Genomic DNA, 19,851 nt, shown 5'->3' with positions numbered 1-19,851 from the left:
CGCAAGGGGGGAGATCAGTTGTCACATTGGTCTTCGCCAATCACCATCGTTGAAAATGGGAGCCTGCGGCTAAGCTGTTAATCTCCCTCCTTGCGGGGGAGATGGCCGGCAGGCCAGAGGGGGGTGCTGTCCCGCCGACGTAGGCGATCCTACAGCGCCTTGGCAATCCTCGCCGCCAGCCGCGCATTGTTCTCGACCAGCGCGATGTTGGTCTTCAAGCTCCGGCCGCCGGTCAGTTCGAGGATTTTGCCCAACAGGAACGGCGTCACCGCCTTTCCGGTCACATTCTGCACTTCCGCCGCCTTCTGCGCGGCCTCGATATAGCCGGCCATCTCGTCGGCCGGGATTTCATCGTCCTGCGGCACCGGGTTGGCGATCAGCGTGCCGCCGACCAGGCCAAGTGCCGCCCTGGTCTTGTAGAAATGCGCGATCTCTTCCGGTCTGTGCAGGGTCAGCGGCGCGCGGAACGGCGAATGCCGCGACCAGAAGGCCGGCATCGTCTCGCAGCCATGGCCAATCACCGGCACGCCGCGCGTCTCCAGCACTTCCAGGGTCTTTTCGATGTCGAGGATCGCCTTGGCGCCGGCCGAGACGACGATGACCGGGGTGCGCGCCAACTCGTCGAGATCGGCCGAGATGTCGAAGCTTTTTTCCGCGCCCTTGTGGACGCCGCCAATGCCGCCGGTGGCGAACACCTTTATCCCGACCATGTCGGCCGCGATCATGGTGGCGGCGACCGTGGTGCCGCCGGTGCGGCCTTGCGCCACCGCAAAGCCGAGATCGGCGCGCGACAGCTTCATGGCGTCGCCGGTCATCGCCAGCGACTCGCGCTCGCCGTCGGAAAGCCCGATCTTGATGCGGCCGGCGACCACGGCGATCGTCGCCGGCACCGCGCCATTGTCCAGGATTATCTTTTCGACATTGGCGGCCATGGCGCCATTGTCGGGGTAAGGCATGCCATGGGTGATGATGGTGCTTTCCAGCGCCACGACGGGGCGGCCAGCGGCGAGCGCCTCGGCCACGGGCGCGTGGAGGTCGATGAAGGGGCGGGCGCTTTGCGGTGTCATGATGGTCTCCGATCCGGAGATCCGCGCGTCCGCTTGGACGTCGCGCTCCGGCAATGGCAATTGGCCGCCCTCATGCCATTTCCTGCGCGTCGGGCACAAGAGCCAGTGCCTCGGTGAAGGTCGCAATCGTGAAGGCCGGAACCGCGTCGGCGCTTTCAATGGCCAGCGTGGCGGCGGCAACGCCCTCGCGCAATGCCTGGCGCAGGGGCAGGCCGCGCAGCAGGGCAGCGATGGTGGCGCCGGCCAGCGCGTCGCCGGCGCCGGTGACGTCGGCGACTTTTCTCGGCGCCGGCGGCAGGATAGAGAAGGCGCCGGCTTCGTCGAATCCCAGCACCGGGCCGTCGCCCGCCGTCACCACGCCACTGGTGAGGCCGCTGCAGCGCAGTCCGTCGACGGTCTCGCGCTCGGTGGCATTGGCATCGACGCCGGCCAGCACCATGGCCTCGCGCCGGTTCATGAAGACCTGCGCGAGTTCCTTCAGCACCGGTATCAGCCGCACCACCTTGGCCGGCGAAATGGCGATGGCGAACACCGGCTTGCCGGCGGCGAGCCCCACCAGCCGCTCCAGCGCCGTTGATGGCAGATTGGCGTCGCAGAGCACCGCATCGGCCTCGGCGACCACCTCGCGCACCTTGGAGCGGCGGATCTGCTTGGGGAACGCCAAATCGTAGAGCGCCATATCGGCAAAGCCGGTGATCAGCTCGCCGTCGCGATCGATCAGCGCCGTGTAGCTCGGCGTGGTGCGGTCGAGGAACACCGCCGACAGATCGGCAATGCCGGCCTCAGTGATGGCGCGCGCAACCGTCTCGGCCGAGGCATCGCCGCCGCGCACCGACAAAAGCGAGGCCGAGACGCCGCGCCGCACGAGGCTGCGCAGCGCGTTGAAGACGCCGCCGCCGACATCCTCGCGCATCGTGCCGGGGTTGGACGCCGCCGGCACGTAAGCACCGGACACCTGACCGCGCCGGTCGATATGGGCGCCGCCCACCGCCAGTATTTTTGCTGATTTCACCATGTAGGCGATATGACCTTTGTTATTCGAACCAGACAAGCGCTAGGCTGTGCGACGGAGCTTCGCAAGCAAGCCAGCGATTCGGGCGGAGCCAAACCGCCGGAGCGCCTGGCCCAATGGTGGATACATCCGGAAACGAAACCATGAGACCGAAAAAGAACAAATCCGGATAAAGATCGCTTTTCAGATATTTGACCCCTCTTGCCAAACGAGAACAAAAAAGGTACAAATAGGGCAGGGATTACGGATTGTCCGGCCTTCATTGACGACCAAGGGGTGATGTATCATGGCTCAGAATACTTTGCGGCTTGTAGAGGACAAAGCGGTGGACAAATCAAAGGCTCTGGACGCGGCGCTGTCGCAAATCGAGCGCGCCTTCGGCAAGGGCTCGATCATGCGGCTGGGCGCCAACGAGCAGGTCGTCGAGATTGAAACCGTGCCGACCGGATCGCTTGGCCTCGACATCGCGCTTGGCGTCGGTGGCCTGCCGCGCGGCCGCATTGTCGAGATCTACGGGCCGGAAAGCTCGGGCAAGACGACACTGGCGCTGCACACAGTTGCCGAAGCCCAGAAGAAGGGCGGTATCTGCGCCTTCGTCGATGCCGAGCATGCGCTCGACCCGGTCTATGCCCGCAAGCTCGGCGTCGATCTGGAAAACCTCTTGATCTCGCAGCCGGACACCGGCGAGCAGGCACTGGAAATCTGCGACACGCTGGTGCGTTCCGGCGCCATCGACGTTCTGGTGGTCGATTCGGTGGCCGCCCTGACGCCGCGCGCTGAAATCGAGGGCGAGATGGGCGATTCGCTGCCCGGTCTCCAGGCTCGTCTGATGAGCCAGGCGCTGCGCAAGCTGACCGCCTCGATCTCGCGCTCCAACACCATGGTCATCTTCATCAACCAGATCCGCATGAAGATCGGCGTCATGTTCGGTTCGCCGGAAACCACGACCGGCGGCAACGCGCTGAAATTCTACGCTTCGGTGCGCCTCGACATCCGCCGCATCGGCTCGGTCAAGGACCGCGACGAGGTCGTCGGCAACCAGACCCGGGTCAAGGTGGTCAAGAACAAGCTGGCGCCGCCCTTCAAGGTGGTCGAGTTCGACATCATGTATGGCGAGGGCGTCTCCAAGACCGGCGAACTGGTCGATCTCGGCGTCAAGGCCGGCGTGGTCGAGAAGTCCGGCGCCTGGTTCTCCTACAATTCGCAGCGTCTCGGCCAAGGTCGCGAAAACGCCAAACTGTTCCTGCGCGACAATCCCGACACGGCGCGTGAGATCGAACTTGCGCTGCGGCAGAATGCCGGGCTGATCGCCGAGAAATTTCTTGAAAATGGTGGCCCCGAGCGCGGCGAAAGCGACGACGGCTTCGAGGAAGAATCCGGCGCCATGTAGGGCACGGCCAGAGTTCGGCCATAAATCCAGTCTATTATCCGATGCTTAAGTAACCGAGTTCTTTAGTATTGCGTTTCAAACCGCCGGCCTTCGCGCCGGCGGTTTTCGTTTTTGGGCAGCGTGAAGCCGGCTTGGCAGTTGCCGGATTGGCCCAATTCCGTGTTTCTGGACAGGGTGGGGCGTGCCCGCTAAAAGGCCAAGTCAATCTTCTAAAAAGCAGAGACCAGTGTCCGCCGGCCGTGCCGGCGGTTTTCGCGAAAAGGCAGCACTCATGAGTGGCGTGAACGAGATCCGGTCGACATTCCTCGACTATTTCCGCAAGGAGGGCCACGAGGTCGTGGCCTCGAGCCCGCTGGTGCCGCGCAACGACCCGACGCTGATGTTCACCAATGCCGGCATGGTGCAGTTCAAGAACGTCTTCACCGGCCTGGAGAAGCGGTCCTATTCGCGCGCCACCACTGCGCAGAAAAGCGTGCGCGCCGGCGGCAAGCACAACGACCTCGACAATGTCGGCTACACCGCGCGCCATCTGACCTTCTTCGAAATGCTCGGCAATTTCTCCTTCGGCGACTATTTCAAGGAGCGCGCCATCGAACTGGCCTGGAACCTGATCACCAAGGAGTTCGGGCTGAACAAGGACAAGCTGCTGGTCACCGTCTATCACACCGATGACGAGGCGGCCGGCTTCTGGAAGAAGATCGCCGGTTTCTCCGATGACCGCATCATCCGCATCCCGACCTCCGACAATTTCTGGGCTATGGGCGACACCGGACCGTGCGGGCCGTGCTCGGAAATCTTCATCGACCGTGGCGAGCACATCTGGGGCGGCCCTCCCGGCAGCCCGGAGGAGGATGGCGACCGCTTCCTTGAATTCTGGAACCTGGTGTTCATGCAATATGAGCAGGTCACCAAGGATGAGCGCATCGACCTGCCGCGGCCGTCGATCGACACCGGCATGGGCCTGGAGCGCATGGCCTCCATCCTGCAAGGGGTGGAGAGCGTCTTCGAGACCGACCTGTTCCGTCATCTGATCGATGCGGCCTCGTCAGCGCTCGGGCAGGGCCCGGACAAGGAGACGGTCGCCTCCTTCCGCGTCATTGCCGATCATCTGCGCTCGTCCTCCTTCCTGGTTGCCGACGGCGTGCTGCCGTCGAACGAAGGCCGCGGCTATGTGCTGCGCCGCATCATGCGCCGCGCCATGCGCCATGCGCAGTTGCTCGGCGCCAAGGAGCCGTTGATGTGGAAGCTGGTGCCGGCGCTAGTGCGTGAGATGGGCCAGGCCTATCCCGAACTGCTGCGCGGCGAACAGCTGATTACCGAGACGCTGAAGCTCGAGGAGACCAGGTTCCGCAAGACGCTGGTGCGCGGCCTCGGCCTGCTCTCGGAGGCGACAGATACGCTGCACGCCGGCGATATGCTGGATGGCGAGACGGCGTTCAAGCTCTATGACACGTACGGCTTCCCGCTCGATCTGACGCAGGACGCACTGCGCCAGCGCAACATCTCGGTCGACCTTGCCGGCTTCACCCATGCGATGGAGCAGCAGAAGGCCGAAGCGCGCAAGCATTGGGCTGGCTCCGGCGACGCGGCCACCGAGACCATCTGGTTTTCTGTACGCGAGAAGGCCGGCGCCACCGAATTCCTCGGCTACGAGACCGAACAGGCGGAAGGCCTCATCCAGGCCCTGGTCAAGGACGGCAAGACAGTCGATAGCGCCGGCAAGGGCGACGCGGTGGCGGTGGTCGTCAACCAGACGCCGTTCTATGGCGAGTCGGGCGGCCAGATGGGCGACACCGGCATCATCTCCGGCGAAGGTTTCTCGATCGAGGTTTCCGACACGCAGAAAAAGGCCGACGGCCTGTTCGTGCATCTGGGCAAGGTGACGAACGGCACGGTCAAGCCAGGTGCAGCCGTCGAGCTGAAGGTTGACCATGCGCGCCGCACCCGGCTGCGTGCCAACCATTCGGCAACGCATCTGATCCATGAGGCGCTGCGCGAGGTGCTGGGCACCCATGTCGCGCAGAAAGGTTCGCTGGTCGCGCCCGAGCGCCTGCGCTTCGACATCTCGCACAACAAGCCGATCTCGGCCGAAGATCTCGAAGAGGTCGAGCGCATGGCCAACGAAATCGTCGTCCAGAACAGCCCGGTGACGACGCGCCTGATGTCGGTCGATGACGCCATTGCCGAGGGCGCCATGGCGCTGTTCGGCGAGAAATATGGTGACGAGGTGCGTGTCGTCTCGATGGGCACCGGCGTGCATGGCGCCAAGGCCAATAGACCCTATTCCGTCGAACTTTGTGGCGGCACCCATGTCCGGGCGACCGGCGATATCGGCCTGGTCCGTGTCGTCTCCGACAGCGCGGTCGCCGCCGGCGTGCGCCGCATCGAGGCGCTGACCGGCGAAGCCGCGCGCAAACATCTCGATGAGCAGGACAGGCGCCTGAAGGCAACTGCGGCCGTGCTGAAGATCTCGCCGGCCGACGTGCCGGCGCGTGTCGAGACGCTGCTCGAGGAGCGCAAGAAGCTCGAGAAGGAGCTGAGCGAAGCGCGCAAGAAACTCGCGCTGGGCGGTGGTGCCGCGGCCGATGCTCCGGCCACCACCGAAACCGTCGCCGGTATCGGCTTCCTCGGCAAAGCGGTTTCCGGCGTGTCGCCGAAGGATTTGAAGCCGCTGGCCGATGCCGGCAAGACATCGCTCGGCTCCGGCGTCGTCGTCTTCGTCGGTGCGGGCGAAGACAACAAGGCAAGCGTCGTGGTCGCCGTGACGGACGATCTCGTCGGCCGCTTCAGCGCTGTCGATCTGGTGCGCGTTGCCTCGGCCGCATTGGGCGGGCAGGGCGGCGGCGGACGGCCCGACATGGCGCAAGCCGGCGGTCCGGACGCCTCGAAGGCCAATGATGCGATCGCCGCGGTGAGGGCGGCGCTGGAGGCAGCCTGAAAGCCACCCTATGTCGTATCTGGTTCGTGTGCGGCTTTCCGGCCTTCGCCGCCGTGCTTGCCATTCTGTGGCTGATAGTGGCAAGCCGGCAATCAGCTCTTAGACGGTCCGTCTAGCTAGTTCTTTTCGCCGCCTTCAGGGCGCGCGTCATTCTGCTGGAATCGCCCCAGGTGGACAGCCAGATCAGCACGTCCGCGGCCATCGAAATCAGCGACCGTAAAAAGTTCAGCGCCGGGCCGGGCGATTTCAGTTGCTCTTCGGCGTGATGAAGATGGGCGAGCTCTTCCTCGCGGATCGCCAGGATGATGCCGTGCAAGTCGTGGTCGCGGTTGGCGAGAAAAAACAGCTGATCATCCAGATGGCGGTGCACCGCCGCTTCAACAGCCGCCGTGCAGGCCCAGATGCCTTGCGGACCAATCAGGGCGGTCACAAAACCCAGCAGCCAGCCACCCCAGCTCCAGAATTGCATCACCCGGCACGGTCGCGCCTTCCGCGCCGGCATGGCGGCACGGAAGGCGGCGCAATGCGTGCGCTCGTGCCCGAGCATCTCCGACAAGGATGGCACGCAATCCGGCCAGAAGCGCCTGGCGACAAGAATCTGCGCCGAATAGATCCTGATCGCACCGAACTCACCGGCGTGGTTGACCCTGACAATTCTGGCGATGGTGAGCGCGTCCTGGCGAGATGGGTCAGCCATGGCCCGAACCCATATCAGCCCGCCGCCAGGCTCGGACGTTTTGCGATGCCGTCCCACCAGGCCTGGATGTCGGCGAACGCCGCAAGCAGCTTTTGCCCGTCGGCGACCTTGACGAAATAGGCGATGATGGATGCCGCATGCAGGTCGACCAGCGTCAGCTGGTCGCCGAGCAGCCACGGCCCGGGAGGCTTGAGTGCGGTGAGCACCCGCAGCACCGTTTCCGCCTGGCGCAGCCCGTTGGCGACCAGTGCCTCGTCTGGCGCTTCCTTCTCAAGCCGCTCGACGGCGACGTCCCAGACCATCGATCTGTAGGCATAGGCGTCGAGCATGCCGATGATCTGGTTCATCGTTGCGCGGGTGCGGGCGTCTTTTGGCTGCAGTGCCGGGCCGTCGAACGCCTCGTCGACATAGCGGGCGATTGCGCTGGTTTCGAACAGGCGAAACCCGCCGTGCTCGAAGGCCGGAATGCGGCCGAAAGGGTGATGCTCGAAGTACCAGGCGGGAGTGCCCTCGGCGGCAAAGACATCGACCGGCACAAGGTCGTAGTCGATGCCTTTTTCCGCCAGCACGAGGCGGACGATGCGCACATAGACGCTGTAGTCCGCCCCGTAGACGACCGGCTTGGCCATGGCTGCCGGCTTACGCCATCGCCTTCTGCAAATTCTCGTCGATCTTGTCGAGGAAGCCGGTGGTCGACAGCCATGGTTGGTCGGGACCGATCAAGAGCGACAGGTCCTTGGTCATGAAGCCGCTCTCAACCGTCTGGATGCAGACCTTCTCCAGCGTGTCGGCAAATCGCTTCAACTCGGCATTATCGTCGAGCTTGGCGCGGTGGGCGAGGCCGCGCGTCCAGGCGAAGATCGAGGCGATCGAATTGGTCGAGGTTTCCTCGCCCTTCTGGTGCTGGCGATAGTGGCGCGTCACGGTGCCGTGCGCGGCCTCCGCTTCCACCGTCTTGCCGTCCGGCGTCATCAGCACGGAGGTCATCAGGCCAAGCGAGCCAAAACCTTGCGCCACCGTGTCGGACTGGACGTCGCCGTCATAATTCTTGCAGGCCCAGACGTAGCCGCCAGACCATTTCAGGGCGGAGGCCACCATGTCGTCGATCAGCCGGTGCTCGTACCACAGCTTCTTCGCCTTGAACTCGGCCTCGAATTCAGCCTCGTAGACCTCCTGGAAAATGTCCTTGAAGCGGCCGTCATAGGCTTTGAGGATGGTGTTCTTGGTCGAGAGATAAACCGGATAATTGCGCAGCAGGCCGTAATTCAGCGAGGCGCGGGCGAATTCGCGGATGGAGTCGTCGAGATTGTACATCGCCATGGCAACGCCGGCGCCGGGTGCGTCGTACACGTCGTGCTCGATCACCTTGCCGTCCTCGCCGACGAACTTGATGGTCAGCTTGCCCTTGCCGGGGAAGCGGAAGTCGGTGGCGCGATACTGGTCACCGAAAGCATGACGGCCGACGATGATGGGCTTGGTCCAGCCGGGCACCAGGCGCGGCACGTTCTTCATGATGATCGGTTCGCGGAAAATGGTGCCGCCGAGAATGTTACGGATGGTGCCGTTCGGCGACTTCCACATCTTCTTCAGCTTGAATTCCTCGACGCGCTGCTCGTCGGGCGTGATCGTCGCGCATTTCACGCCGACGCCCCATTTCTTGATGGCATTGGCCGAATCGATGGTCACCTGGTCGTTGGTGGCGTCGCGGTGCTCGACGCCGAGGTCGTAATATTCGAGCTTCAGGTCGAGATAAGGGTGGATCAGCTTGTCCTTGATGAACTGCCAGATGATGCGGGTCATCTCGTCGCCGTCGAGCTCGACGACCGGGTTCGCCACCTTGATCTTCGCCATGAAAAGAATGCCTCGCTTTTGGGGAACAAAACGGCCTCGCCCGCATGGCTTCGGCCGGGAATGCGGAGCGTATATCAAAGCCTATTTGGCCGCGCAAACGACGATCCGTGCAGAATGGGTCGTCTGTGCCGCGACCGGTGTTTTGCAAAAGCTTCATTTTGCCAAGCGGATGTGGCAGGGAACGCTGAAATGCCGCAAACAGCAGTTCATTGAGATCATGTCCGCCGTCGATCATCCTGAAAACGCATCCGCCGCCGGGCCGGCGATCATCCTGGTCGAGCCGCAGCTCGGCGAGAATATCGGTATGGTCGCGCGCGCCATGGCCAATTTCGGCCTTGCCGAACTGAGACTGGTCAACCCGCGTGACGGCTGGCCGAGCGAGAAGGCGCGCGCCGCCGCCAGCCGCGCCGACCATGTCATCGATGCCGTAACAGTGTTCGGCGACCTGGCGTCCGCCGTCGCCGACCTCAACTTCGTCTTCGCCACCACGGCGCGGGAGCGCGACGGCTTCAAACCCGTGCGTGGTCCGGTCGAGGCGGGCAGGGCGCTCAGGGCGCGTCAGATAGCCGGCCTGCGCACCGGCATCTTGTTCGGCCGCGAGCGTTTTGGGCTCTACAATGACGAGGTCGGGCTGGCCGACGAGATCGTCACCTTCCCGGTCGATCCCGGCTTTTCGTCGCTCAACATCGCCCAGGCCGTGCTGTTGATGTCCTATGAATGGATGAAATCCGGCCTGAAGGACGAGACGGCGACCAATTTCTCCAGCCCTGAAATGAAGCCGGCAAGCAAGGAAGAGTTGCACGGGCTGTTTGCCTATCTCGAAGGCGCGCTCGAAGCGCGCGGTTATTTCCGCCCGGCGCCCAAGAAACCCAAGATGGTCGACAATCTGCGCGCCGTCTTGACGCGCGCCGGTTTCGCCGAGCCGGAACTGAAAGTGCTGCGTGGCATCATCTCGTCGCTCGACCGGTTTTCGCCGGCCATGCCGCGCGGTGACGGCTCGCCGGGAGACGATCCAAGGCGTTTGCCGGCCGCTGCGCGAAAACGCCAGGCAGACAAAGAAGATTAGAAATCGCTAAGCTTCGAACGGCTGAAGTAACCGAATTTTATTTGCCTCTCGTCCATTGTTGTCAAAACGGTGGGGTGGCAAATGTTCACGTCCAAAATCGGCCGTATGCGCTTCTTCTTCTATTCGCTCGGCGTAGCCCTGCTCGAGGCCGTTCTTGCCGTGCTGTGCATCGTTGGCACGATCGGCTTTGAGGGGCTGGTCAACTCGGCGCCCGGTCCATCGCGGCAAGGGATGGCAGGCGCGGTTCTGATCGTTTCCCTCCTGGCTGTGGTCATGCGTGCCAACATCGCCTGGCGACGCAGCCGCGACGCCAACGGCAAAGCCTGGATCCTGTGGTCCTACATCGTGTTCTGCGCCATCTACGCCTTTCTGCAGGCAGGCACGCTGCTGGTCATCGATTTCAACAATCCGGAAAGCACGTCCAGCGGTTTGAACCTGCTTGCGCTGTCGATCTTTGGCCTTTGGTGCACGATTCTGGTGGCTAAGCCGGTGGCGGGCATCAATATCGACGAACTGACATCGGTTTTCGATTTCGATGGCGATACGCCCATGCCTGCGGCATCCAGCCGGATGGCCAGCAGCGCGGCACAGTCTTCTATGCGCAACGCCACACCGGCCACGCGCTCGGTGCCGTCCGCCCAGCCTCTGGGCCGTCCGCGGCCCGCCGGCTTCGGCAAGCGCGGGCTCTAGAGCAGCCGAGGCAAGGTCGTCTTCGCCGGCTTTGCGTGGAAGTTGCTAACATTCGCCACTTCAAGGCCATGATGGTTGCAGATAGAACGGCATTGGCCAATGACCGCCAAGCCTTCTGATCCAGCCTCTTTCATGGTCCGATATCAATGAGCCACCGTCCGATACTGATGTTCGATTCCGGCGTTGGCGGATTGACCGTGCTGCGCGAAGCGCGCGTGCTGATGCCCGACCGGCGCTTCGTCTACGTCGCCGATGACAAGGCCTTTCCCTACGGCGCCTGGGAAGAGCCGGCGCTGCAGGCCCATATAGTCGAGCTCTTCGCCAAGCTGCTCGACCGTTTTGATCCGGAAATTTCGGTCGTCGCCTGCAATACCGCTTCGACGCTGGTGATCGATGCGTTGCGGGAAAAATTCCCTGGCCATCCCTTTGTCGGCACGGTGCCGGCAATCAAGCCGGCTGCCGAGCGCACCCGGTCCGGGCTGGTCTCGGTGCTGGCGACGCCGGGCACGGTGAAGCGCCAGTACACGCGCGACCTGATCGGCAAATGGGCGCAGAAATGCCATGTCCGGCTGGTCGGCAGCAACAATCTGGCCGGACTGGCCGAGGCCTACATGCGCGAGGGCTTTGTCGACGAGGAGGCCGTGCGTGCCGAGATCGCACCGTGTTTCGTCCAGCATGACGATTTGCGCACGGACATCGTCGTGCTCGCCTGCACGCACTATCCGTTCCTGGCCAATCGCATGCGCAAGACCGCGCCCTGGCCGGTCGACTGGATCGACCCGGCCGAGGCGATTGCGCGGCGTGCTCTGTCGCTGCTTCCGGCTGTCGACGGGCCATTGCCGCAAAGCGAGCCCGACATCGCCGTCTTTACCTCGGGAAAGGCGGATTTCGCCATCAGCCGGCTGATGCAGGGTTTTGGATTGAGCGCGCGCTAATGCATGTCGCCCAAAAGTGCGCAGCGGTTTTGGGACAACGACATGCAAAAAACAAAAAAACCAAAGCGCGTCGCCGACGCGCTTTAGACAGGTTCGAAGACAATGACGCGCCGCTCCGGATCGGCCGAAACAAGCCTTAGCGTCAGGCCATCGCCCTGCCTGAACCCTGAGGCCTTCACATTCGCAACGACAGGCATGTCCGAGAGCTGAACGCGCGCACGCTGATCACCGACGTCGGTGACGACGGCCTTGAATGTTTCACCCACGCGCCCCCTCAGCATCACCGCCTCGGCAAGGTCGATGGCCGCGTGGTTGATCTGCGAGGCGCGGGCGCCTGCGCGGCCCATCACCTTTGGCAGTCTGGAAAACGCCTCGGTAACGGCTTGCGGCACCGGCTGGCCGTTGACGATGGCCAGCACGCAGCGCACGACATAGCGATCGGCCAGCCGCCTCAGGGGTGCGGTGGCGTGGGCATAGGTCGCGGCCATCGCCTCGTGCCAGGGGACAACGCCTTCTTCATAGGGTTGGTAGGACGCACCGGAGCCGGCGCGGCGGATTTCCAGCATCAGCGCTGCCTGTTGCATGTTGGTCGGATCGAGGGTTCGCTGATAGTCGGACAGGCTGGTCGAAGGAGGCCAGGACAGGCCTAAGGCCCGTGCCGCGCTGCGCAGTCTTTGTACTTTGGAAGCATCGGGCGGCGCCATCACCCGGAACAACCCGGTCCGGTGTGCCAGCATGGCGTCGGCAATCGCCATGTTGGCGGCCAGCGAAAGTGCTGCGTTGTCTTGCTCGGATTGCAGCAGCGGTCTGAACGCAAGCTGGAATGTGCCATCGGCAAGCTGTTCCACCTCCTGCTCGGGCGGGTCGACGCGCGAAGCGCCGCGACGATCTTCGGCCGCCGCCATGCGCCGCGCGATTTCGGCGAAGCCGACTGGGACGTCGGCGGCCTGCACGCTGTCATAGGCGAGCTTGGCGCGGCTTTGAATGATTGCCCGCTCCGCGCCATCCAGCCTTACCGCTCCGTCGTCGGCGATCCGGACCGTGAAGATGACAGCCGGACGCGGACCGCCGGGCAGCAAGCTCGCGGCGCCCTCGGCAATGACCCGGGGATAGAGCCCGGCCTTCCCGTCCGGCAAATACAGGGTTTCGCCCCGCGCCCAGGCTTCGCGATCCACCGCGTCGCCGTCTGCGACGAACCAGGCTACGTCGGCAATGGCATAGTGCAACAGAAGGTCGCTACCGCTCGCTTCGATCGAAAACGCTTGGTCAAGATCGGTGGAAGCCGCGGGGTCGAGCGTCACGAAGGGCATCGCCGTGCGGTCGGCATGCTGGTCGGGCACGCGCCTGGCCGCCGTCTGTGCCATGGCCATTACATCAGGGGGAAATCCCTCCGGCACATGGAACTCGGTGCGGATTTTCGCGAGGCCGGTAGCGAGTGCCTGCGAGGGATCGTTCAACGATTTCATGGCGCCGTCCTACACCGGCGTTGCGGGCACGGGAAGGTGGTTTTGCCGGCAGTGCCGGCCGACCATGGGCAGGCATAAGCGCGGAACGGAAGTTGACCGCCAGCGCTGGAACCGTCGCCGGAGCGCAACGTTTCTTCCTCTGGCAGCAAAGGAGGAGCCGATATGCCTGCAACCTCAAAAGCACAGCAAAAGGCCGCTGGAGCAGCCCTGTCGGCCAAGCGCGGCGAGACCAGGAAGAGCGAGCTTCAAGGCGCGTCGAAGTCGATGTACAATTCGATGAGCGAAAAACAGCTCGAGGAATTCGCCGAGACCAAGCGCAAAGGCCTGCCGGAGAAGAAATCGGCAGACTGAAACCTTGAACCGAGTTGATAAACAAAGCCCGTGGCCGAAACCACGGGCTTCTTCGATTCAGGCCAAGCCCGAAACTCCTGACGTCACCAGCAGCGCTTCACCTTGTAGCGGATGACCTTCTTGTGGCCATGCCGCCAGATGACCTTCTTCTTCACCACGACATGGCAGGTCTGACGATGCTTGTGGCCCTGCCAATGCTTGGCCATCGCTGGCTCGGGCACGGCGATCGACATCGTCCCGGCCAGGACGGCTGCACCGACCAACGAGAGGAAAAACTTCTTCATGCGACTTCGGGCTCCTTTGGCTCCAGTCCCTTCCTAAATGCAGTCGGCGCAACAACCTCCCGCCGCATCCGGCACGGCACTCAACGCCAAAGACGTGATATGGTTGCCGGGCCCAGCGCCAGCGACGCGCTTGACTCTGCTCAAATCTCCGTTTAACGAGCCCACCAACACCGGGCCGCAATGCCCGGTTGTTTCTTTTGCATGGCAAGCCCGGGAAAGCAGGTTTATCGTTTCCTGGGTTTTGTCTAGACTGACGTGTCCCGTGGGTTTTCCGCCGCGTTGCGTGGGAAAACCCTGTCAGGCCTCGAAAACGGAGGCCAGAGGAGGGCGCGTTTCCTTCACCCGGACCATGAGGCTCCGGGTGGTTTGTTTTGAAAGGGAATGCGATGAGCAAGCGCGAATCCGCGAAGTACAAGATCGACCGCCGTCTCGGCGAAAACATCTGGGGCCGCCCGAAGTCCCCGGTCAACAAGCGTGAATACGGCCCCGGCCAGCACGGCCAGCGCCGCAAGGGCAAGCTTTCCGATTTCGGCCTGCAGCTGCGCGCCAAGCAGAAGCTGAAGGGTCACTATGGTGATGTCTCCGAAAAGCAGTTCCGCAAGGTCTATGAAGAGGCTGATCGCCGCAAGGGCGACACCTCCGAGAACCTGATCGGCCTGCTCGAGTCGCGTCTCGACGCGGTCGTCTACCGCTCCAAGTTCGTGCCGACCATTTTCGCGGCTCGCCAGTTCGTCAACCACGGCCACGTCAACGTCAACGGCAAGCGCGTCAACATCGGCTCGTACCGTTGCAAGCCGGGCGACGTCGTCGAAGTGCGCGAAAAGTCGAAGCAGCTGGTCATCGTGCTGGAAGCGGTCGGCCTCGCCGAGCGCGACGTGCCGGACTATATCGAAGTCGATCACAACAAGATGGTCGCGACCTTCTCGCGCATCCCCGGCCTGGCCGATGTTCCCTTCGCCGTGCAGATGGAGCCGAACCTGGTCGTCGAATTCTATTCGCGCTAAGCGATCGCTTTTCTGCGATACCGGAAAGGGCCGCCCGTCGAGGCGGCCTTTTCTTTGTCGGCCATGTCCGCTAATCCGGCACTCTCGGCTATGGAAAGCGACAAGCCATGAACATGCTGGCAGACATCGAAACAGTTGAACCGATTGCTGAAGGCGGCTTCCATCCGCTGTTTGCCGACGTGCCGTCTTCCGTCGAGTTCAACAAACTGCGTAAGCGGCTGTTGCGGTTGACCCGCCAGGCGGTCGAGGATTTCGCCATGACGAGGCCCGGCGACCGTTGGCTTGTCGCTTTGTCCGGCGGCAAGGATTCCTACGGCCTGCTGGCCGTGCTGCTCGATCTCAAATGGCGCGGGCTACTGCCGGTCGAGCTGCTGGCCTGCAATCTCGACCAGGGCCAGCCGAATTTCCCGAAGCACATTTTGCCCGATTACCTCGATGCGCATCGCATTCCCCATCGCATCGAGTATCAGGACACCTATTCGGTGGTCACCGACAAGCTGCCTCAGGGCAGCACCTATTGCTCGCTGTGCTCGCGGCTGCGGCGCGGCCATCTCTATCGCATCGCGCGCGAGGAGGGCTGTTCGGCGCTGGTGCTCGGCCACCACCGCGAGGACATTCTCGAAACCTTCTTCATGAATCTATTCCATGGCGGCCGCCTTGCCGCCATGCCGCCAAAGCTGCTCAATGACGACGGTGACATCATGGTGCTGCGGCCGCTGAGCTACTGCGCCGAGGTCGATCTGGAAAAATTCGCGGCCGCTATGAAATTCCCGATCATTCCCTGCGATCTCTGCGGCAGCCAGGAAGGCCTGCAGCGCAACGCCATGAAGGCGATGCTGGACGACATGGAAAAGCGCATGCCGGGCCGCAAGGACACGATGCTGCGCGCGCTGTCCAACACCAGGCCGTCGCATCTGCTCGACAGAAAGCTGTTCGACTTTGCCGCCCTCAATGGCAGCCTCAGCACAGGACAAGACATTTCCGATGATATTTGACGACCAAGCGATCGACTGGCTGGCCGAGCTTCTCGCCGATGCAGCCAGGGCCGAAATCATGCCGCGCTTCCGCCGGCTGGGTGAGGGCGACATCAGACAGAAGACCTCGGCTGCCGACCTGGTGACCGAGGCCGACATCAACGCCGAGCGGCTGATCACGGCCAGGCTGCGCGAGCGCTATCCCACGGCGATGATCGTCGGCGAGGAAGCCTGTTCCGACAATCCGGCGCTGCTTCAGGGGCTCGGCGATGCCGACCTCGCCTTCGTCGTCGACCCGGTCGACGGCACCTTCAACTTCGCCTCCGGCGTGCCGCTCTTCGGCGTCATGCTGAGCGTCGTCGTCAAGGGCGAAACCGTCGCCGGTATCATCCATGACCCCGTAGGCCGGGACTGGCTAATCGGCGCCAAGGGCGCCGGCAGCCATATCCGCCATGCGCATGGCGCGCTGGAGACGGTGCATGTCGCCGATGCCGTGCCGATCTCGCAGATGACCGGCTCCGTCTCCTGGCAATATCTGGCGGAACCGCAACGCTCGCTCCTGGCGCGCAACCAGACCAAGACCCTGTCGCAGTTCGGCTATCGCTGCGCGGCACATGAATACCGTCTTCTGGCCAGCGGCCATGCCCATTTCGTCGTCTACAACAAACTGATGCCGTGGGACCATCTGGTCGGTGTGCTGATCCACGCCGAGGCCGGCGGCTACACCGCGCGGATCGACGGCAGCGCCTATCTGCCCTCGCATATCGACGGCGGCATTCTTGTCGCCCCGGACAAGGAAAGCTGGCAGGAGTTGCGCAGGGAACTCTGGGCGCAATAATCGGTCCAACTGCTGGTAGAGGCTTTCGTCAAGTATATTGGCTCTGTTATAGTGTCCAATCTCTCGCGAAGTCGGAAGCTGCGAAATGAAACATCGGTCCGCAATTGTTGCAACGGCGCTTGCACTTGCCTTGGCCGCCGCTGGCGCCACTGAGGCAAGATCGCAGGAACGCGCGTGCGGCAGTCGCGATCCCGTCGATACCATAGACGAGATGTTTTCCGCGATCTTTGCCTGTTGGCAGCCGCCGCCTGGAAGTGCTGGCATGACCCTGACGCTGAGTTTCTCAATTCGCAAAAACGGCACGCTGATGGGCAAACCGCGCGCCACTTTCTCCCATATGGGAGATGATGCCTCGCTCAACCGGGTCTTTGTGTCATCCGTGCTCGAAGCTCTCGACAAGGCTCTGCCGATGCCTCTTTCGGACAGCATGGGTGGCGCCATCGCAGGGCGCCCGCTGTTCCCTCGTTTCACGGCAGTGATTGGCGGCGCATCCTGAAACGCGTCGCTTGAAGGTGGCTGCGGTCTGAGACAAATAAAACTCGTAGCGCAGAACAGTTGCTCAATGCAGGTCGGTGACGTGCCCTGAAATGGGTGGGTTGTGCGGCTGGAACATCTTGCCGCGCTCGGCGATCAGGATCATCAGGAGGGCCGCGACCGAGACGCTGCAGAAGCCGGCGGCAAGCGGCGTCACCGTGCCGTTGAAGGCCTGGCCGATCAGCGTGCCGAGGATGCCGCCGAGAAAAGTCTGCATGAAGCCCAGGATGGACGAGGCGGTGCCCGCCAGTTGGCCGAGCGGCTCCATCGCGAGCGCGTTGAAATTGGCGCCGAGCGCGCCGAACGGGAGCATCGCACTGGCGAAGAAGGTGATGAACAGCCAGAGTGGCATCTTCATTTGAAGCGAAACGGTGAGCCAGGCAAGGCTGATCACCAGGAACAACAGCAGTGCGCTCTGCGACAGGCGGCGCATGCCGATGCGGCCGACCAGGCGCGAGTTGAGGTAGTTCGAAAAAGCGAGAACGCCGGCGACACCCGCGAAGATGACAGGAAACAATTCGCCGACATGAAAAATGTCGACATAGATCTGCTGTGCGGAGGCGATGAAGCCGAACATGGCGGCGAAAATGAAGGTGCTGGCAAAGGCGTAGCAAAGCGCCATTCGGTTGGTGAGCACGATGCGGAAACCACCGACGACGGATGAGACTGTCAGCGGCCGGCGGTACTCCGGATGCAGCGTCTCCGGCAGCCGCAGCAGCGACCACGCCGACACGATCAGCGCTCCGACGGCCATGGTGACGAAGATCCAGTGCCATGTTGCGAACAGCATGATGAACTGGCCGATCCCAGGCGCGATCACCGGGATGGCCATGAACACCATGAAGATCAGAGACATCACCTCGGCCATGCGCCGACCGTCGAACGTGTCGCGCACGATCGAGACGGCGATGACGCGGGTCGCCGCCGCACCGATGCCTTGCACCAGCCGGCACAGCAGCAGGACGGCGAATGACGGGGCGATGGCGGCAGCTGCCGCCGCCACGACATAAATCGCCAGCCCGGCAACGAGCGGCGCGCGGCGCCCGAACCGGTCCGAGATCGGTCCGAAGAAAAGCTGTCCGCCACCGAAGCCCAATATATAGGCGGTGATCACATACTGGCGGTGGTTTTCATTCTCAACGCCAAGCGTGGCGCCGATTTGCTGCAGTGCCGGCAGCATGATGTCGATGGCCAGCGAGTTCAACGCCATCAGTGCCGCGCACAGCGCGATGAATTCCCAGCGCGGAATAGGCAATTTGCGTGCCTGTTGCGGCGCTTTTGCTGGCTGGTCCACGGCGGGTCCGATCTTCAAAACGAATATGCGCCGGCATGCCGGCGCATAAGTTCGTCCTCACTCCGATAGGGGGAGGTAACATTTTGCCGGGGCGGGGCTTGCCCCGTCTCAACTCAGAATCAGGCTGTCGCTTTGACGCTGACGCCCTTGTCGACGAGCAACGTCTGCAACTCGCCCGCCTGGAACATTTCGCGGATGATGTCGCAGCCGCCAACGAATTCGCCCTTGACGTAGAGCTGGGGGATCGTCGGCCAGTTCGAATATTCCTTGATGCCCTGGCGCAGTTCGGCCGAGGTCAGCACGTCGACGCCCTTATAGTCGGCGCCGATGTAATCGAGGATCTGGACGACCTGGCCGGAAAAGCCGCACTGCGGAAAACCGGGCGTGCCCTTCATGAAAAGGACGACGTCGTTGCCCTTCACTTCGCTGTCGATGTAGTCGTTGATGCCGCTCATGAGATATCCTTTCACGCCTGTGGGAGTCAGGCTCGAAGCATAGCCATCAAATAAACCCATAGATGGGCCGAAACAAGATGTTTGCGCCGCCGTCGCGGAAATGGCGCAAAGGATCGCCTGTCTTGGGCCAAGCATCCGAGCCGATTGCAACCTTCGGAACATGATGAAAAGACGATATGGCGCCGCCCTTCCGATCGCCATCCTGCTGGCGGCGATTGCCGTTGTCTGGTGGCCGAGACGCCCGGAGCCGCCGCCGCTGGTCATTGGCGGTGACCTGCCCGCGCCTTGCCGGAATGTCGCCTTCGAGGCGGTGACCTATGTCGTTTGCGAGATCGATCTTCGCGCCGACAGCATCGGTGTTTTCCACGCCGGCGCCGATGGCAAGCCTTTTGGTTCGCTCGAAGCCTTCGACAAGGCTGTTGCGGGCGAGGGGAGGCCGGTGCTGCTCGCCATGAATGGCGGCATGTATCACGAGGATTTGTCGCCGGTCGGGCTCCTGGTCGAGGACGGCAGCGAAAAGTCACGGCTCAATCTTGCCGACGGCGAAGCCAATTTCTTCCTGAAACCGAACGGCGTTTTTCTGGTGGGCAAGGACGGCAAGGCGGCTGTCATGGAAAGCAACGCCTATGCGGTCACCAAACGCGATGTTGCCTTCGCCACGCAGTCCGGCCCGATGCTGGTGATCAATGGCAAGATTCACCCACGCTTCGAGCCGAACGGAACCTCGCGCTACATCCGCAACGGCGTCGGCGTGCGCGATGAAAACACCGTTTTTCTGGCGATCTCGCGGTCTGAGGTCAGTTTCGGCAGCTTTGCGCGGCTGTTTCGCGACGCGCTACAATGCCGCAACGCGCTGTTCCTCGACGGCGCGGTCTCCGCGCTGTCGGATGGGAAAAGAATGATCGTCGGCGGAAAATACCCGGCGGGCCCGATCATCTCAGTGTCGGCGAAGCCGATCACGTCAGTGTCGGCGAAGCAGCCGCAGAAACAGTAGGCCAGTCTGGC

General features: G+C 62.8%; 20 protein-coding genes. 11 read left to right on the top strand and 9 right to left on the bottom strand.

Features of this window, described 5'->3' with window-relative positions; all coding sequences use genetic code 11:
- Positions 1–149 precede the first annotated feature (149 nt).
- Positions 150–1,067, bottom strand: a complete 918-nt coding sequence (locus NKH35_RS17245; RefSeq protein ID WP_023684866.1) for a pseudouridine-5'-phosphate glycosidase — start codon at positions 1,065–1,067, stop codon at positions 150–152.
- Between the two features lie 70 nt (positions 1,068–1,137).
- Entirely contained in the window at positions 1,138–2,082 is a 945-nt protein-coding gene (locus tag NKH35_RS17240; protein WP_023684867.1) for a carbohydrate kinase family protein, read from the bottom strand.
- A 283-nt stretch (positions 2,083–2,365) separates the two neighbouring features.
- Here NKH35_RS17240 and recA point away from each other — a divergent pair, with 283 nt between their 5' ends.
- Both recA and alaS read left to right on the top strand, forming a co-directional pair.
- Positions 2,366–3,469, top strand: a complete 1,104-nt coding sequence (gene recA, locus NKH35_RS17235) for a recombinase RecA (RefSeq protein ID WP_023684868.1) — start codon at positions 2,366–2,368, stop codon at positions 3,467–3,469.
- Positions 3,470–3,740: 271 nt separating this feature from the next.
- Entirely contained in the window at positions 3,741–6,407 is a 2,667-nt protein-coding gene (gene alaS, locus NKH35_RS17230) for an alanine--tRNA ligase (protein ID WP_286461055.1), read from the top strand.
- 112 nt (positions 6,408–6,519) lie between these two features.
- Here the strand turns inward: alaS and NKH35_RS17225 are convergent, their stop codons facing one another.
- From NKH35_RS17225 to NKH35_RS17215, 3 genes are read right to left on the bottom strand one after another with little or no spacing between them, the layout of a single operon-like run.
- Positions 6,520–7,104 (bottom strand): demethoxyubiquinone hydroxylase family protein, encoded by a 585-nt coding sequence (locus tag NKH35_RS17225; RefSeq protein WP_023726930.1) that lies wholly within the window; start codon positions 7,102–7,104, stop codon positions 6,520–6,522.
- A 14-nt stretch (positions 7,105–7,118) separates the two neighbouring features.
- Positions 7,119–7,733 (bottom strand): glutathione S-transferase family protein, encoded by a 615-nt coding sequence (locus NKH35_RS17220; RefSeq protein ID WP_023726929.1) that lies wholly within the window; start codon positions 7,731–7,733, stop codon positions 7,119–7,121.
- Positions 7,734–7,743: 10 nt separating this feature from the next.
- Positions 7,744–8,955, bottom strand: a complete 1,212-nt coding sequence (locus NKH35_RS17215) for an NADP-dependent isocitrate dehydrogenase (RefSeq protein ID WP_023669114.1) — start codon at positions 8,953–8,955, stop codon at positions 7,744–7,746.
- Between the two features lie 217 nt (positions 8,956–9,172).
- Here NKH35_RS17215 and NKH35_RS17210 point away from each other — a divergent pair, with 217 nt between their 5' ends.
- The 3 genes from NKH35_RS17210 (at position 9,173) to murI (ending at position 11,646) form a co-directional block, all read left to right on the top strand.
- Positions 9,173–10,021, top strand: a complete 849-nt coding sequence (locus NKH35_RS17210; protein WP_352915498.1) for an RNA methyltransferase — start codon at positions 9,173–9,175, stop codon at positions 10,019–10,021.
- A gap of 81 nt (positions 10,022–10,102) precedes the next feature.
- Entirely contained in the window at positions 10,103–10,711 is a 609-nt protein-coding gene (locus NKH35_RS17205; RefSeq protein ID WP_023731156.1) for a DUF805 domain-containing protein, read from the top strand.
- Positions 10,712–10,857: 146 nt separating this feature from the next.
- Entirely contained in the window at positions 10,858–11,646 is a 789-nt protein-coding gene (gene murI, locus NKH35_RS17200; protein WP_023684874.1) for a glutamate racemase, read from the top strand.
- Positions 11,647–11,729: 83 nt separating this feature from the next.
- On the opposite strand, the gene NKH35_RS17195 is transcribed toward murI, so the two are convergent.
- On the bottom strand, positions 11,730–13,112 hold the full coding sequence (locus tag NKH35_RS17195) for an RNB domain-containing ribonuclease (protein WP_352915495.1): 1,383 nt from the start codon (positions 13,110–13,112) through the stop codon (positions 11,730–11,732).
- A 162-nt stretch (positions 13,113–13,274) separates the two neighbouring features.
- Here NKH35_RS17195 and NKH35_RS17190 point away from each other — a divergent pair, with 162 nt between their 5' ends.
- Positions 13,275–13,463, top strand: coding sequence for a DUF3008 family protein (locus NKH35_RS17190; protein WP_023684876.1), 189 nt, complete (start codon positions 13,275–13,277; stop codon positions 13,461–13,463).
- Between the two features lie 83 nt (positions 13,464–13,546).
- On the opposite strand, the gene NKH35_RS17185 is transcribed toward NKH35_RS17190, so the two are convergent.
- Positions 13,547–13,747 carry a hypothetical protein gene (locus NKH35_RS17185; protein ID WP_023690200.1) on the bottom strand — a complete coding sequence of 67 codons (201 nt, stop codon included), beginning with the start codon at positions 13,745–13,747 and terminating at the stop codon, positions 13,547–13,549.
- A 386-nt stretch (positions 13,748–14,133) separates the two neighbouring features.
- Between NKH35_RS17185 and rpsD the strand changes: the two genes are divergently transcribed.
- The 4 genes from rpsD to NKH35_RS32025 all read left to right on the top strand — a co-directional run bounded on the left by rpsD (position 14,134) and on the right by NKH35_RS32025 (position 17,059).
- On the top strand, positions 14,134–14,751 hold the full coding sequence (rpsD, locus tag NKH35_RS17180; RefSeq protein ID WP_023669107.1) for a 30S ribosomal protein S4: 618 nt from the start codon (positions 14,134–14,136) through the stop codon (positions 14,749–14,751).
- A gap of 107 nt (positions 14,752–14,858) precedes the next feature.
- Entirely contained in the window at positions 14,859–15,746 is an 888-nt protein-coding gene (gene ttcA, locus NKH35_RS17175) for a tRNA 2-thiocytidine(32) synthetase TtcA (protein WP_023734529.1), read from the top strand.
- Positions 15,736–16,563 carry an inositol monophosphatase family protein gene (locus NKH35_RS17170; RefSeq protein ID WP_023684879.1) on the top strand — a complete coding sequence of 276 codons (828 nt, stop codon included), beginning with the start codon at positions 15,736–15,738 and terminating at the stop codon, positions 16,561–16,563. Before ttcA ends, NKH35_RS17170 begins: the two co-directional genes overlap by 11 nt.
- 85 nt (positions 16,564–16,648) lie before the next feature.
- Entirely contained in the window at positions 16,649–17,059 is a 411-nt protein-coding gene (locus NKH35_RS32025; RefSeq protein ID WP_023669104.1) for a UCP034077 family protein, read from the top strand.
- Between the two features lie 63 nt (positions 17,060–17,122).
- On the opposite strand, the gene NKH35_RS17160 is transcribed toward NKH35_RS32025, so the two are convergent.
- Together NKH35_RS17160 and grxD are read right to left on the bottom strand one after the other, a co-directional pair.
- Positions 17,123–18,391: a multidrug effflux MFS transporter gene (locus NKH35_RS17160; RefSeq protein ID WP_023684881.1), complete on the bottom strand. Its 1,269-nt coding sequence runs from the start codon at positions 18,389–18,391 to the stop codon at positions 17,123–17,125.
- A 119-nt stretch (positions 18,392–18,510) separates the two neighbouring features.
- Entirely contained in the window at positions 18,511–18,846 is a 336-nt protein-coding gene (grxD, locus tag NKH35_RS17155; protein WP_023669102.1) for a Grx4 family monothiol glutaredoxin, read from the bottom strand.
- 160 nt (positions 18,847–19,006) lie between these two features.
- Here grxD and NKH35_RS17150 point away from each other — a divergent pair, with 160 nt between their 5' ends.
- Entirely contained in the window at positions 19,007–19,840 is an 834-nt protein-coding gene (locus tag NKH35_RS17150) for a phosphodiester glycosidase family protein (protein ID WP_352915491.1), read from the top strand.
- Positions 19,841–19,851: the final 11 nt, after the last annotated feature.

This window comes from Mesorhizobium sp. M1143 (assembly GCF_040318435.1).
In the GTDB taxonomy this organism is placed as follows: Bacteria; Pseudomonadota; Alphaproteobacteria; order Rhizobiales; family Rhizobiaceae; genus Mesorhizobium.
This window is presented reverse-complemented; position numbering and strand designations above follow the sequence as displayed.